Annotated in this window: 13 protein-coding genes, 1 other RNA gene and 1 pseudogene; 8 read left to right on the forward strand and 7 right to left on the reverse strand. The window is 47.9% G+C overall.

Annotation, left to right across the window (positions count from 1 at the left end; genetic code table 11):
- Positions 1-18: 18 nt before the first annotated feature.
- A complete protein-coding gene (locus tag I4W93_RS14535; RefSeq protein ID WP_205312290.1) occupies positions 19-2976 on the reverse strand; it encodes a TonB-dependent receptor domain-containing protein in 2958 nt (985 codons plus the stop codon).
- Positions 2977-3397: 421 nt separating this feature from the next.
- On the opposite strand from I4W93_RS14535, the gene I4W93_RS14540 reads away from it, so the two are divergent.
- Genes I4W93_RS14540 through I4W93_RS14555 form a run of 4 tightly spaced genes read left to right on the forward strand, consistent with a single transcriptional unit; the run spans position 3398 to position 5817 of the window.
- Positions 3398-3517 carry a helicase C-terminal domain-containing protein gene (locus I4W93_RS14540; RefSeq protein WP_255604959.1) on the forward strand — a complete coding sequence of 40 codons (120 nt, stop codon included), beginning with the start codon at positions 3398-3400 and terminating at the stop codon, positions 3515-3517.
- Positions 3518-3545: 28 nt separating this feature from the next.
- Positions 3546-4328, forward strand: a complete 783-nt coding sequence (locus tag I4W93_RS14545; RefSeq protein ID WP_224673469.1) for a sulfite exporter TauE/SafE family protein — start codon at positions 3546-3548, stop codon at positions 4326-4328.
- Positions 4328-4864 (forward strand): primosomal replication protein PriC, encoded by a 537-nt coding sequence (priC, locus tag I4W93_RS14550; protein WP_205312293.1) that lies wholly within the window; start codon positions 4328-4330, stop codon positions 4862-4864. The genes I4W93_RS14545 and priC overlap by 1 nt, the downstream gene beginning before the upstream one ends.
- 14 nt (positions 4865-4878) lie before the next feature.
- Entirely contained in the window at positions 4879-5817 is a 939-nt protein-coding gene (locus I4W93_RS14555; RefSeq protein ID WP_205312294.1) for a histone deacetylase family protein, read from the forward strand.
- Here the strand turns inward: I4W93_RS14555 and I4W93_RS14560 are convergent.
- Complete coding sequence (locus I4W93_RS14560; protein WP_205312295.1) at positions 5788-6885, reverse strand: tryptophan 2,3-dioxygenase family protein; 1098 nt, start codon at positions 6883-6885, stop codon at positions 5788-5790. The genes I4W93_RS14555 and I4W93_RS14560 overlap by 30 nt on opposite strands.
- A gap of 126 nt (positions 6886-7011) precedes the next feature.
- Between I4W93_RS14560 and I4W93_RS14565 the strand changes: the two genes are divergently transcribed.
- Together I4W93_RS14565 and I4W93_RS14570 are read left to right on the forward strand one after the other, a co-directional pair.
- Entirely contained in the window at positions 7012-7272 is a 261-nt protein-coding gene (locus I4W93_RS14565) for a late competence development ComFB family protein (RefSeq protein ID WP_205312296.1), read from the forward strand.
- Positions 7269-7394 (forward strand): annotated as a pseudogene (locus I4W93_RS14570) (DUF2496 domain-containing protein); the annotation flags it as partial. The gene I4W93_RS14565 and the pseudogene I4W93_RS14570, both read left to right, overlap by 4 nt.
- Before the next feature lie 29 nt (positions 7395-7423).
- On the opposite strand, the gene ffs reads toward I4W93_RS14570, so the two are convergent.
- From ffs to I4W93_RS14585, 3 genes are all read right to left on the reverse strand, one after another.
- An RNA gene (gene ffs, locus I4W93_RS14575) (signal recognition particle sRNA small type) lies at positions 7424-7520 on the reverse strand.
- A 79-nt stretch (positions 7521-7599) separates the two neighbouring features.
- Positions 7600-9225 carry a methyl-accepting chemotaxis protein gene (locus I4W93_RS14580; RefSeq protein WP_205312297.1) on the reverse strand — a complete coding sequence of 542 codons (1626 nt, stop codon included), beginning with the start codon at positions 9223-9225 and terminating at the stop codon, positions 7600-7602.
- 139 nt (positions 9226-9364) lie between these two features.
- Positions 9365-10225 carry a DUF3014 domain-containing protein gene (locus tag I4W93_RS14585; protein ID WP_205312298.1) on the reverse strand — a complete coding sequence of 287 codons (861 nt, stop codon included), beginning with the start codon at positions 10223-10225 and terminating at the stop codon, positions 9365-9367.
- Between the two features lie 112 nt (positions 10226-10337).
- Between I4W93_RS14585 and I4W93_RS14590 the strand changes: the two genes are divergently transcribed.
- Both I4W93_RS14590 and I4W93_RS14595 read left to right on the forward strand, forming a co-directional pair.
- Entirely contained in the window at positions 10338-11486 is a 1149-nt protein-coding gene (locus I4W93_RS14590) for a patatin-like phospholipase family protein (RefSeq protein ID WP_205312299.1), read from the forward strand.
- A 128-nt stretch (positions 11487-11614) separates the two neighbouring features.
- Positions 11615-12514, forward strand: coding sequence for a GGDEF domain-containing protein (locus I4W93_RS14595; RefSeq protein WP_205312300.1), 900 nt, complete (start codon positions 11615-11617; stop codon positions 12512-12514).
- A 4-nt stretch (positions 12515-12518) separates the two neighbouring features.
- On the opposite strand, the gene tilS is transcribed toward I4W93_RS14595, so the two are convergent.
- Positions 12519-13814, reverse strand: a complete 1296-nt coding sequence (tilS, locus tag I4W93_RS14600) for a tRNA lysidine(34) synthetase TilS (RefSeq protein ID WP_205312301.1) — start codon at positions 13812-13814, stop codon at positions 12519-12521.
- Between the two features lie 97 nt (positions 13815-13911).
- On the reverse strand, positions 13912-14868 hold the full coding sequence (gene accA, locus I4W93_RS14605) for an acetyl-CoA carboxylase carboxyl transferase subunit alpha (RefSeq protein WP_205312302.1): 957 nt from the start codon (positions 14866-14868) through the stop codon (positions 13912-13914).
- Positions 14869-14872 lie beyond the last annotated feature (4 nt).

Raw genomic sequence — 14872 nt, forward strand, 5'->3', positions numbered from 1 at the left:
GTAGCTAATGCAGCTAACTTAGAACTTATGCGTCAAGCTTACGTAACCAAATCGGCCAGGTAAGCGGTACGTAGGATCATATGTATTAGCGAAGGCAGAAAATGCCAGCGGCGGCTCTTTATCAAACAAATTGCGAATACCCACTGTAAACTGAGTATCCCACGGCGCTGTCCAGCCCATCTGTACGTCGAAATAAACCACTGAACTCAACTCGTTTGTAGCATAAGCTTGATCCGGGGTTGCAACAACTTCCGTTGTACCGGGTTTGAAAGCATACAAAGTTCGCCGGGCATCTGGGTGGGAACACAAATTACGCAATTCGGGCTGCCCTAACCCGGTCGCAGCTGTGATAATGCCGCGACAATCTTCGGTCATCGAAGATAAATACTGGGCAGTAATTGATGCGGTCCAAGCGTCCATAGACCAAGATAACGACAAATTGGACTTCAGCTTATTACGAGCACCACCACCTGATGCTCCTGCCGCATAAATCCCTACCTGATTGCCTGATGAAATATCACCATCAGCATTCAAATCACCGTTGTTAGGTTGGCCTACATCGCCTTCATACAACATGATGGCGCTATCCCAATTCACACGGAACGCGCCGAACTCTGTATTAAAACGATAGTCGACGTTGATATCAACTCCCTCTCGCTCTAAACCACCGACAAAGTTCTGATTTAACGACAATACATTAGAAATTTCGCCTGAGTTGCCATTTAGTGTGCCAGTAAAGTCACGACTAATCAGGTCACAGTAACTCTGAATGCCGGTAACATAACATGCATTTGCGATATAACCTGCGCTGCGAGCACCAATTGCGTTATCCAATTCAATATTATACCAGTCAACGCTAATACCTAAGTTTTCAACGAAGTGTGGACTGTATACCAAGCCAAACACTTTGGTCTTAGCTTCTTCAGGCTGCACATCTGGATTACCACCCACTTTAGCGCGGAATTGTGGGTCTTTTTGTACAAAACCAGCTGGCACACCTGCGGCCGCACAGCGGCTTCGCACGTCAGCATTCTGTAGATAAGGCACAGAGTTTGAGCTACATGGGTCAGTTGCTGCTGGTCGAGAATCATTTTGCCCCTGATAAAGTTCTTGAATAGATGGCGCACGGAAACCCTCTCCGTAGCTTGCTCGGACTAACAACTCTTTTATCGGACGATATGAAACTTTGAAACTAGGGTTATTGGTTGTACCGAAGTTGGAATATTCTGAGTATCGAGTTGAAGCCGACAGTTCCAGCATTTCAGCCATAGGCATATCACTTAATAGCGGAATTAATACTTCGGCATAATATTCTTTTACGTCAAAACCACCCTCAGTCGGCGTTGCCGCATTGTCACCCAGCACTTGGCCGGCCACAGTTAGCGGGTCTGGATTTGTAAAACCAGATTCACGGCGAATTTCAGTACCTACTACAGCAGCGACAGCACCAGCAGGTAGTTCAAACAATTCCGTGCCGATATTTGCTGAGTAATTGGTCATTTTTGAAAATTCAAGATTTCGCGGCTCTACGCCCACATAAGCCAGCATCTCAGGTGTAACGCCATTTTCACCGCCAAAAATGTTAAATGGCGTACAATTATTGGTAGTAATTGGTGCCGCAGCAGTACCGCAACGAGCAACACCAGCAGCATCAATAAAAGATGGCCCCAGTGCCGTAGCCATGCGGGTAGAGTTAAAGAAACCCGTTTTCAATTGCGTTAAACTGTTGTCAGAATACACATAGCCGACATCCCAATCGAAGGTGCGGCTCGCCAATTCAAAATCGCCCATCAGGCTAGCACCAAAACGCCAGGTGGTATTATCAGCACCATATACCCGCGGTGCCACGATTGGACGGAAAGACGCACCTACAATGTCAGTACCAAACGGGTTGTATACGTTGTCAGCTGAAATAGCTAAACCGCCCAATGGCTGCGCAGCTAACTGGGCTGCTGATGAACGGTTGTTATACAAACCATCAACACGTAGTTTAACGTTGTCTAATAACTCATAGTTGCCCAAGACATATAGCGAACGCGTTTCACCTGGTTGAATTAGATAGTTGACTGGTGCAAAGTTGTAACCATCTGTATTGGCATCGTATAACTTGAAGTCAGCTAAACTAGTACAGTCCTGATTCGGTAAACAGCCTGCTGCACCATCTTTTAATGTGTAAGAACCAGCCACTCCGTCTTTGGTACCACGGAACTGGCCATTTGGTGTAGTTGGACTTGCCCGACCGCCAGACGCAGAGACACGAGCCGGCAAACCAAAGATGGGTACTGAAGATATTTCACGGTCGCCACCCATCACTTCACCTTGTTTAGTGTAGTTGGCGCTAAGCAATGTAGAGCCCTTAGACGATGTAGTGCCAATAGTTACAGTGTATGACTCACGCTTGCCATCACCTTCAGAATACTCGCCGTTGTATGCACTAACCTGCACACCTTCAAATTCATCGTCGGTCAGAATGTTGACCACGCCACAAATAGCGTCTGTCCCGTAAATAGATGAAGCGCCATCTTTTAACACTTCAATCTGCTTGATAGCGGCCATTGGAATGGTCGAAATATCTACCGAGCCACCTAAATTTGCCACCCAACGCTGGCCATTTACTAACACTAGGGTACGGTTAGCACCGCAGTTGCGTAAGTCAACCCGCACCACGCCATTAGTATTACCATTATTCGTTTGCAATCCCAAGGACGCGCCGTTGGTAGCTATTTCCTTAAGTATATCACCCACGCTAACCAAACCTGAACGGGCAATATCTTCTGCAGTTACCAGCAAAATTGGCTGAGCCGTTTCCATATCAGTACGTTTAATACGTGAACCGGTTACTTCTATTCTTTCAACTTTTTCTACAGTTGTCCCCTCATCCTGGGCATGAGCCACAGTACTAACAGAGGTTACAGACACCGCACCTATGGCTAGTGCCAATCGAACTGCCTTTGAAACTTGATTACTATTAAGCATGCTCACTCCCTGGATTGCAGGTTAGCAATCCTTATAATTTTATAGTTTTGAATTGCCCTTTTAAAACGCTCATATACTGAGCCAAGCGCAGCTGGATATTAGTGCAATAATTTTGCATAAAGCAACATGCCAAGCCCGGGTTGTGAAAATATATTTTGAACTTATTGCTACCCCCGTTTTTACTGGACTGAGAGCTAATTCACGTTCCCAGATTATCGCCGAAAATACACTTAAAAATCGCTCAAATTAACCACAATTATCCAAGCTGCACTTTTCAAATGTTGTTGAGCGATAACGTCATACTGTACCGTCTAGACATCTGTGCTGATGGCGCATAGCTGTAACAGAGTCAAAGTGACAATCTAACGCTACAAAGTGTGATGCAGTAACAGCACGAAAATCATGCCCTGCCTGTGGTAGACTGCTGCGCGAGGTGCAAGACGAAGGCCGCATTGTTATTCTTGACCGGCGTTTGGTCAGCAAAGCTTATGGCAGCACCATGCTAAATGCTTTGCCGCCGCTTCGTCGCCAGATTGATTAATACATTGATTAATAACAGGAACCCCCCTTTGTTTGCTGAATTAGCTGTAGACCCTTCAGTGTTAATGATCTTATGCGCGGTCGCGTTCACGGCAGGCTTTATTGATGCTATTGCCGGCGGCGGCGGCCTGCTAACCGTACCGGCTTTGTTAACAGCCGGCTTGCCACCTCACGTGGTACTTGGCACCAACAAACTGGCTGCCACTTTCGGTTCTTTTACCGCATCACTAACCTATTACCGCAAAAAGCTGTTCAACCCGCAGTTCTGGCGGCGCAGTGTTCTTTACACCGCCATAGGGGCAGTACTTGGCACTCTGGTGGTAGATTTAATTAGCAAAGAAGCTCTGGAAAAAATCCTGCCACTGCTTATTTTGCTGGCAGCAATTTACACCCTATTCAACCGCATGCAACCAGATGACCGTCTGCAATTGCCCCAGGTGGATGCCAAATTGCATTGGCAACAACGCAGCCAGGGCCTGGTTCTGGGGTTTTACGACGGCATTGCCGGCCCGGGTGCAGGCGCGTTTTGGATGGTATCTACCATGGCACTGTATCGCATTAATTTGCTACTCACCTGTGGTGTGGCGCGTACCATGAACTTTATCAGCAACGGTTTTTCACTGGTGGCATTCATTGCCTTAGGGCATGTCAATTTTGCTTTGGGTATTGCCATGGGCTTATGTTTGATGCTTGGAGCCTGGCTTGGCGCGCATTCTGCCATTAAATTTGGTAGCCGTTTTATCCGGCCAGTGTTTATTTGTGTAGTAATTGCTATTGCCGTGCGACTGGCCTGGCAAGCCTGGAGTAGCTAATGGATTTACTCGGTACACTAAGCCATCAACTACAGCAACTGAGAAAACAAGCTGAAAGCATCGACTTGCAGCAGGTTAGCGGCAAACCACAGAACTGGTTTGACAGTGCGCTGTTTAGCTGTCGCTCTGCCGATTTGAGTGACTACATTGGCGAAGCCCAACGCAACTTGCAGCATTTGCGGGATGAACGGTTAAGTCTGCCAGCAAAACAACGCCTGGTTCAGCGTTTAAGTGAGCAAACCAGCGCCCTGACGCAAGCGTTTCGCAATGTGGATACACGGCGCAAGCCCAGCGCCAAGGCCCGGACAAAAGCCGCAGTGCAACAAATAACCAGCAGCAGCCAACAGCTGTATCAGCAGCTAAGTGAAGTCCAGCAATTTGAACGTCGCCTGCAAGATATGATAAGCCTGGCCAACCGCGAGAACTCTGCCGAAGCGGTATCGCGCACTTTGGCCCTGCACGCTCGTCTTGGCCGCTGTCGTAAAGCCCTGTTTGATATTGAACAGCAAATACAGCAGCTGGAACAGCGCAATTAACCTGGTGACCTGTTATGTTAACTACGCTGCCTGCTATGTTTTATCACCCTTGCTACAGCACGCTCGAGCTACCAGCACAGCATCGCTACCCGATCAGCAAATACCACACCTTGTATCAACGCCTGATAGATATTGGTGTGCCGCTAAACGCATTTACCCAGTCTGCCCCTATAAGTATTGATCTGTTAGCGCAAAGCCACTGCCAACACTATATCCAGACGCTGTGCGATGGCAGTATCGATGCCAAAGCTATGCGCCGTATCGGCTTTCCCTGGTCGGCAGCGCTGTTTCAGCGTTCACTGTGCTCAGTTGGCGGTACGCTGCAAACTGCAGAAGCGGCGCTCAAGCATGGTATAGCGCTGCATTTAAGTGGTGGTTATCACCATGCATTTTATGCCGAAGGCTCAGGTTTTTGTTTATTTAATGATTTAGTGGTCGCTGCCAAAACTCTGCTGCAGCAGGGACTGAGTAAAATTCTTATCATCGACCTTGATGTGCATCAGGGCGATGGCAGTGCGCTGATGCTAGCCGATGAGCCAGGTATTGTTACCTGCTCGCTGCATTGTGAGAAAAATTTTCCCTATCGCAAACAATCTTCAGATTGGGACATTGGCCTGGCCAAAGACTGCAGCGACGCGCATTACATTGAGGCTGTGCTGCAAAGCGTGCACAGTTTGATTAATTGGCATCAGCCCGATTTGGTGCTGTACGATGCCGGCGTTGATGTGCATCAGCATGACGAGCTGGGGTTAATGAATATCTCTACCGCAGCGCTATATCAGCGTGACTTGCTGGTGCTACAAAGCTGTAACGATCGCAAAATACCCGTCGCCGCCGTAATAGGTGGCGGCTACCAGCGTAATATTACGGCGTTAGTACAACTGCATTTGCAGCTATTTAAAGCTGCGTTTAGCGTTTGTGGCTCACACCTCGCCGGCAAAATAGAAACCTAAACGCCGTTTTACCTGCGGTGGTAATACCGGTAAATCAGTTTTCGGCAGTAAAAACGTTGCCATACTAAATAGGTCAGTAAAGATACGGTTTTTTTCGGTAGTACGCTTTAAGTAATCATGGCCAGATGATCCGCCAGTGCCTATTTTACTTCCCAGCATACGTTGCACCATCATGGCATGCTTGTAACGCCAGATGGTTAGCAGCTCATCTATCTCGGTTAAGCAGGTTAGCAGCTGAAACGGCAAATTAAACACCGGTTCTTCTTGATAAAGGCTAATAAACAACGCAGCTAGCATAGCACGCTGGCTTAAACGGAAGGCCCCACTCTGTTGTAATTGCTGGTATTTATCTTTATCCAGTAAAGCAGCGAATTTCTCTGCGGTGCGTTCAATTTCGGCCAATTGCAGTTCGCGCTCGTGTTCAGCAATTTGCACAATAGATTGCACCGTGCTTTTATCTTCGGCCAGCATGGCGTCGGTAGCTTGCTGGTACATTTGCCAGAAACTAAAATTTTCCAGTTCGAGAAATGGCATGCGCTCAAGCCATTTTTCAATACGCTCAAATAAACTCGGTTGGTGTTCAAGTTGTTGTAAGAAATTTCGGTCTTGCTCATTCAGTCGGCTGTAAAAGGAATTCTTGTCAAAATCGATACGGAAATCGCTTTTCAGGCCCAGGCCAATTTCCAGCATTTTGAATTGGATACTCTGAAAGCCCGACGCCGGCACCAGATAATCTCGGAATGACATAAAGTCTTGCGGTGTCATGGTTTCCATCACACCGATCTGCTGGTTAAGCAGTTGCTGGATGGTGATCACCCGCTTGAGCTTATGCACTATACCGGTTAACTGCTCATCTTTTACTTCTTCAGCTGCAAATACCGCCATAACGGCTTTTAACTCGTGCAAAATTTGTTTAAACCACAGCTCGTATACCTGATGCACAATTATAAACAGGGTTTCATCATGTGCTTCAGCAGCATACTTTGCGCTTTCAGGCGCTTGCGCTGTTAGCACTTTATCTAACTGGAGGTAGTCACCGTAGTAGCAAGGCGTGGTATTTTTTTGCATTTTTATTCTTCTGTCATTGCGGATTGACGCATTGTAACAGCCGCGACAACCAACTCAATCTTTCGGTGGTGTTTTTGCGTAAAGCTGATTATGCTTTGTACTGATGTTTTATCACTTGAGGCACATATGAAATTAGACGACGATATTCATAACTATTATGAGAAACTAACGTTGGATCATATTGTTGAGTTAGGGTTAGACAGTGAAAAAGACGCTGAATATCTGGCCGACCTATGCTGTATCTCGTTAAATCTGCTGCCCCCTCGTTACATTCGCTACGAAGTGGACATGGCATTTTATTTGCCGCAGAGTGAACGCTTTGAAATGCAAATGAAAGTACAAGAAGCCGTAGCGCGGGCACAACAATTTTTGGACAGTAACAGTTGACAGAAACACTTGAGCAAGCGCCTGAGCATATCAAGCTGGCGGTAGATTTAATTATGCTACTGGAGCAACAACAGCTGGATGTCGATACTGTATTAAAGGCGCTGGCAATAGTGCAGCAAGATTTTAACAACAAGCAGAATTTGGGTGGCAACCCCACCAGCCACATCCCGGCACATACGTCATAAACTGTGGCTGCTTCCTTCCGGACCTGACCAGGTTCGCCTACTAGTATTGCGAGAGGACCAATGGGGTTACCATTGCACTGCTGATCTCTCAACAGGCGCGCATTATCCGTAAAAGCAGGCTCTGTTGCAAGCCTGCGTATCGTTAAACCTTAAAAACGGCGGCTTGCGACTGCAATTTTGCTGCCAATTGCGCCAGCATGTCACTGGCTTGTGCGCTTTGCCGAGCGCTGTGTGTCACTTCACTGATACTGACTGTAAACTCGCTAATATTTTTACTGATGTCTTCGGCTACTATTGTCTGCTGCTCGGTAGCAGTAGAGATCTGCACATTCATATCGACAATAGCGCCTACAGCGTTTTTAATTTGCTCAATTACTGTGGCGGCGCCATTAGCATTTTCAACACTGGTATCGGCAAATCGCTTTGAATCATCCATTGAACTAACGGCTTGCTTAGAAGATGTTTGCAAATTATCAATCATGCCTTTAATAGACTCGGTGGCCTTTTGCGTGTTGGTGGCCAATTGCCTTACTTCATCTGCAACTACGGCAAAACCGCGACCGGCGTCTCCTGCTCTTGCCGCTTCGATAGCCGCATTTAATGCCAACAGATTAGTTTGCTCGGCAATGGTACGAATTACTGCCAGTACCTGAGTGATTTTCTCCGACTCGGTATTTAACTGCCCAATCACCCCGCCGGCATCGGTTAGCGTGTTCGACAGTTGCTCAATTGAGCGCATATTTTGCATAATCCGTTCAAAGCCATCTTTAGAGTAGCCGTCAGCTTCATTTGCTTGCTCCGACGTACGCAAGGCACTATTAGCAACCTCTTGAATGGCTGCCGACATCTGAGTAACCGCTGTAGCAATTAAATTTGATTTCTGCTCTTGCTCCATTGCGGTGCTACTAACCTGCTCACTGATGCAACTCATCTGCTCTGACGCCGCAGCCAATTGCGAAATAGCCTGGCCCAACTCGTTAAAAAATAGTTGTAACCGCTCCAAGGTGGTATTTAGCGCCTGCGACGTAGCGGCAATTTCATCTTTACCACACACCTGTGCCCTAATACGTAAATCTAAATCACTGCCAACGGCGACAATGCTGCCTTGCAGTAAGCGCAATGGGTGCTGGATAGAGCGATATATAAACAGGCTCAACAAGGCAAGAGCGATAAACACTGCCGTTAATATAACGCCAAACATTAGCTGGAAACTTGCATACTCTTGTTCTGCCAGTTGACGAAATTTGTCCGCCTCTTGTAGCTGTAAGATAATCAGTTTATCCAGGGCACTGCTCAGCGGATCGGCCACTTGATACAACGCCTGATTAAATGCATCAGCATTATCGGCACGCAAGCTGTTCGCCGAGATCCGCGCTTGATATTGCGCTATTGCAGCTAAAAACGGCAGCATTCTGCGGTCAGCCTCAGCTACCAGATTACTTTCTTCTGCAGTTAGCTCGGTTAGCTTATAGGATTGCCAGGCCTTTTCTGCGGTATTTAACGCCTGGCTAATATTTGCGCTGGCGGCACTACTATCTATTATTTGCGCCCGGTATTTGTGCAGCGTATCTACCGCAGTCACAGCATAAGCATCTGACACCTGCTTAATTTGCTGCAGCGGCTGCACCCGATCCAGATATAAGCTGTTGATACCACGATTCAACAACTGCATTTCCTGCAACGCAACCCAGGTAACTAACAGCAAAATGATCAATGGAACCGCCGCCAGCACAGTAAGACGACTTTTAACCGAATAGTTATTCAACATAAACTGGTGAGCCTCGCGAAATGTTAACAGCTAACACTCAGCATAGAATGATATTTATTATTCAACCAGCCATTTTTATCAACACAATAAACAGACTGTGTTGCCGACAGCCTTAAGCGCAAACTCGCCTAGCGCCAAGTTAGGGTGTGGCGAGTAACGCTGCTCGATATCGTTGAAGCAACGCTTTGACTTTTCTTTGGTTATCCGGTCCTAAGCGGATCATTTGCTTTTGCGCTGCCGGTAATTGCTCAATAGCCGGATCAGCAAAAATATAAACCACTGACGGGCGGGCTAACGCCAGTGGATAGTCGACTTCCGGTGTCGCTAACAATAAATCGATAGCAGCGATCAAGGTGTTTTTAAACAGCTGATCAGGATATCCCTGCTCGGCATAAGATTGCTGTAATAGTGGCTCATAGCGGTTAAACAACTGTACTAACTGCTGTGGTGGCACGCTCTCCAGCAACTGAATATATGGCTGATACCGGGAAAAACTGCGGCTATCAAGCTGCATATCGTCGGCGTCAGCCGCACGAAAAGTTTGCTCTAACGGTTGCAGTAACGGGTGAGCCGCCGCAAGCTGGCCCTGAGCAATATTATCAATCTGTACAGCAAAATTACGCAGCATATCTTCGGTAACAAAGAGCCCGGCCAACCCAGCGCGCCAGTCCAGTGCCAGTAATCGCTGCTTCACCTCAGGATCAGATTCATCCAATACCGGTAACGCAGGCTCCGCTACTACTAGCTCGGCTATTTCCTCGCTTGGCGTTGCAGTGGTTTGCAACTCTGGCGGCTCGGTTGCCAACGCTGTTTCTGCTGGCAATGCTGCTACATGCGTCTCTACCGGTTCTGCCACTATGACCGGCGCTGTCGGTTTTACCGGCTCTTGCTGCGGTGCTTTACCCAGCAGAAACCATAAGGCAATCAGGACAACCAGCCCTACAACCGCGATACCGGCATAATATAACTGCTGGTTATTGTTTGATTTTTGTTCACTCATTACAGCTGTACTCCTGTTCTTGCCCGACAACGATATTAAGCGTTGCATTCTGAATTTATTTCGCCAATATACTAAGCAATGAGCCTGATGTCTGGAAAAAGTTCAACTTCCTATGCCTGAAGCAGATGCTAAAGCCGGTGCAAAAACGGCACTGTTATTAACCGGAGGGGGTGCACGCGCCGCCTATCAGGTTGGCGTGTTAAAAGCGATAGCGCAACAGTATCCGCGTAGTAGCAAATTGCCGTTTCAAATAATCAGCGGCACCTCAGCCGGCGCGATGAACGGTGTAGCGATGGCCTGTTATGCCTCCTGTTTTCATTTAGGGGTAAAAAAATTGGAATGGATCTGGCGGCACTTCCATACCGACCAGGTATATTACTCTGACTACCCTAGAGTTTTCCGCCAATTGTTGCGTGGTATGTTCAGCGCTTTTCAAGCCGATTATGCCAACAAGCATGCTGTCAGCTTGTTTGATAATAAGCCACTAAAGCAAATGCTGAGCAAAGTATTAGATTTAAAACGTATTGACCGCAACATTCTCGGTGGCTATTTATCCAGCGTGTCCGTTACCGCCTCCTGCTACAATAACGGTGATTCAATCACCTTTTTTCAATCAGATAATGCGCAGGAGTGGCGCCGCGCTAAACGTTGCGGCCAGCGCACCCTGTTGGGGGTGCATCATTTAATGGCCTCCGCAGCCATTCCGCTAGTGTTCCCGTCGGTACGTATCCATCAGCAATATTTTGGCGATGGTTCCGTTAATCAGCTAGCACCGCTTAGCGCGCCAATTCACCTGGGGGCCGATAAAATTTTAATCATCGGTTTGGCTGATCCGCGTAAAAACGAGCAAAACCAACGCATGTTACACCACCCAGATCTGGCTACAATTGCGGGTCATTTGCTCGATACGGTATTTACTGATAGCTTGAATTCCGACTTGGAGCGTATGCAACGGGTGAACAATACTATTAGTACGATGCAACAATATGGCATAAAAACAGATTTAAAACCGGTGCAGAGCCTGATCATTAACCCCAGCCAGAACTTTGGCCAAATCGCCAGTGAACATTTTCTTTCACTGCCTATGGCTGTGCGCACCATGTTAAGACTAACCGGCATTCGTCAGCATTCCGACTCCAGCCTGGCCAGTTATTTACTGTTTGAACAGCGCTATACCCGCCGCCTGATTGAACTTGGCTACGACGACGCCATGGCACAGATGGACGCTATACTGCAATTTCTGGCTGCTAACCCGTCTTAGCTAACGTGATGCTCGTCAAACCCTTGACTAGTGCAAGACAATAAAACTTTAAACTATTGATAATTAAAATATATTTAAAAATGGCCCATTATTTGCTTTATTAACAAAAAGCTTCTGTGGGTGGCAATATGGAATACTTATTAGTACACGAAGTCGCGCTAAGTAGTGCACCTAGCTATGCAGCAATGACTAAACTGCAACACTGGCAAGACCTGCCAGAGTGCCTTGAGCAAAGCCTGGTAAGCCAGCTGCAGACAACATTAGATATTCAGCAACAGCTAAATATTGTCTCAATGGCTAGCGGCAAAGTTTTGCCGCTGTCATCATTAACCTTGAAAACAGCCGTAGGCGATTTCAGCGCCAGCGGATCCAGACTTGCCGATTATGAGCATCGAAGTGTATTAGTACTTAATCAGCAATGTCTGGCCGAACTTATTTACCACAGTGACCATGCGTTTACCCCCATGATCCAGCGCGAGTTGCTACTGCTGGAAAGCGAATGGTTGTTTGCGTTACGCAACGCCTTGGTGGTAAGCCGGTTACAACAGATGGCGCTAAAGGACACACTAACCGGGTTGGGTAACCGACGCTTTTTTGACGACAGTTTCGAAAAAGCAGTGCAACTTGCCAGGCGTAATAACGAGCCTTGTGCGCTTGTTTTAATTGATTTGGATAACTTTAAACAGGTTAACGATGTGTCAGGCCACAGTGCCGGTGACGACATTTTGCTGGCCGTGGCAGATTGTTTGCGCGATACCTTGCGTGCCACTGACAGCCTGTTTCGTTTTGGTGGCGACGAATTTGCTGTTATTTTGTCCGGTCAGGATACCGATAGCGCCGAACTAATAGCCCGGCGCACTGTGCGCGCAATTAACCAGCATTACCTCTGCCAACAACATGAGGTAACTGCGAGTGCTGGCTTGGCCCTATTAACAACCGAACAAGACCGTAAACACTTGTTCAGCGCCGCTGACGGTGCGTTGTATGCGGCAAAAGAAGCCGGAAAAAGCACAGTACGAGTAGCTTAGGTTGTTAACGCTGCCAGTGAAGCCATGCCGTGGCCAGCTCCGGTGCTGTGCTACTGGCATAGCCTGCCACAGCAACCAGCTCGCCATTGACCAACAACAACGGTACCCGTAGCCGCTGCCACGGAGGCACCTGCCACAGCTTAAACCATTGCTTTAAAGGTTTACTCATCGCTGCACCGGCAGGTTTAAAACGCCGGCTTAACTGGCCAAATACCCACTGGCCGCGCGTTGCCGACAGAGCAATTGCATCGGCTTGCTTGGTGGCACTAATATACAAACAACCACAGTCATCGGGTAGCGCCAGTTCAGGCTCGCCTTGCCAGGTAAGTGTTTGTGTTGGTGTCTGCACGTCAATTGGTTTCAATACATACAGGGTGTTAGCAAAACGACGCAGTTGGTAGTCTGCCAAAACTAACAACGGCTCAGCATCAGGACGTGCGGCTATTACTTGTTGTTTCAAGGTAGTTAGCCACTGTGTCTCAGGGTTAAGCCCAAAATCTGCCAGCCACTGACGTAAGACTAAGTCCTGTTGCAACGGCAGTAACTCCGCCAGTGGCTGTAACAGGAGTCCGGCATCACTTACACATTGCGCTAACGCCTGGCGCGTATAATGCTCGGCTAATTGCTGCAGTTGCGCTATGTGCTGCATACTGCGCGTAGCCGTTTGCTGAAACTGCGGCCAGCGCGCCTTAATCACGGGCGTAAGGTGCTGGCGGATAAAGTTACGTTCAAAACGGCAATCGCTGTTGCTGTCATCATTCACCCAGCTTAGCTTATTCGCAACAGCGTAGTGTTCTAACTCACTGCGACTAAACACCAATAAAGGCCGGCACAGCATACCAGCTGCAAATGGTCGCTTAGCGGCGATGCCACTTAAACCGGCGCCGCCAGCACCTCGCTTTAACGCCAGCAGCAGGCTTTCTATTTGATCATCTGCATGGTGCGCGCTGAGAAGCATGTGCTTATCGGTGCTAACGTACTGCGCCAGCGCTTGATAGCGGGCTATGCGCGCCTTCTGCTCCAGATTACTTTGGCCAGTAATAACCACTGCTTGCTGGGCAAATGCCACGCCCAGCGCATCACATTGCGCCTTACAAAAGTCAGCCCAATGATTGGCGTGCGCACTAATACCATGGTTGATATACACCGCCTTCAGGCTAAAGCTGTGCTGTTTTTGTGCCAGAGACAACAGGTGCAGTAGCACCATAGAATCCAGCCCGCCACTGAACGCTAACACCAATTGGTTATCTGCCAGCGGAGCTAAGGTATCAAGCAGGTATTGTGGGCTCAATTCAGCCATAGCATAAGCAAATTATCAGGGTTGGTAAGAGGTATGCAGACTAACACAAAATAAAAAGCCAGTGCAGTGGCACTGGCTTGGTACACCGGCGTAACTGCTAACAATAGCCGTAAGACATTAAGCGTTTGTAGCGCACGTCGAGCAACTCTTTACTACTCATTTTTTGCAGTTTGGTTAAATCGCGCAGTAACGCTTGCTTCAGCGTTTGCGCCATCTGCTCAGCAGAGCGATGTGCGCCGCCTAATGGCTCAGGGATCACTTCATCTATTAGCTTCAGTTCTTTAATCCGCTCGGCAGTAATACCCATAGCCTCAGCCGCTAAGGGGGCCTTTTCTGCGCTTTTCCACAGAATAGATGCGCAACCCTCCGGTGAAATTACCGAGTAGGTACTGTATTGCAACATATTCACTTTGTCGCCTACGCCAATAGCCAGGGCGCCACCTGAACCACCTTCACCTATCACGGTACAAATTACTGGTACTTTAAGACCGGCCATTACTTTTAAATTACGTGCTATGGCTTCAGATTGGCCGCGCTCTTCCGCGCCAATGCCTGGGTAGGCTCCCGGCGTATCAATAAAGGTAACAATAGGCATGTTAAAACGTTCGGCCATTTCCATCAGGCGCAGTGCTTTGCGGTAGCCTTCCGGTCGCGGCATACCAAAGTTACGTTTAATTTTTTCGCGCGTATCACGGCCTTTCTGATGGCCGATAATCATCACTGGCGTATCACCCAGCCGCGCTGTACCGCCAACTATAGCCTGATCGTTGGCAAAGGTACGATCGCCCGCCATGTCGTCGAAATCAGTAAACATATGCTGAATATAATCCAGCGTATACGGCCGCAGTGGATGACGCGCCAACTGCGCAACCTGCCAAGCACCAAGCTCAGCGAAAATCTTTTTGGTCAGACCCAGGCTTTTTTCTTTTAGTTTATTGATCTCTTCTTCCAGGCCCAAATCGTAATCGCCATTGCGGCTGACGTTACGTAATTCGTCTATTTTTGCTTCAAGTTCAGCAATCGGCTGCTCAAACTCTAAATAATTCAGCATCATTGAC

Origin of the sequence: Rheinheimera maricola (genome assembly GCF_016918075.2) — a bacterium.
GTDB classification, from domain to species: Bacteria; Pseudomonadota; Gammaproteobacteria; order Enterobacterales; family Alteromonadaceae; genus Alishewanella; species Alishewanella maricola_A.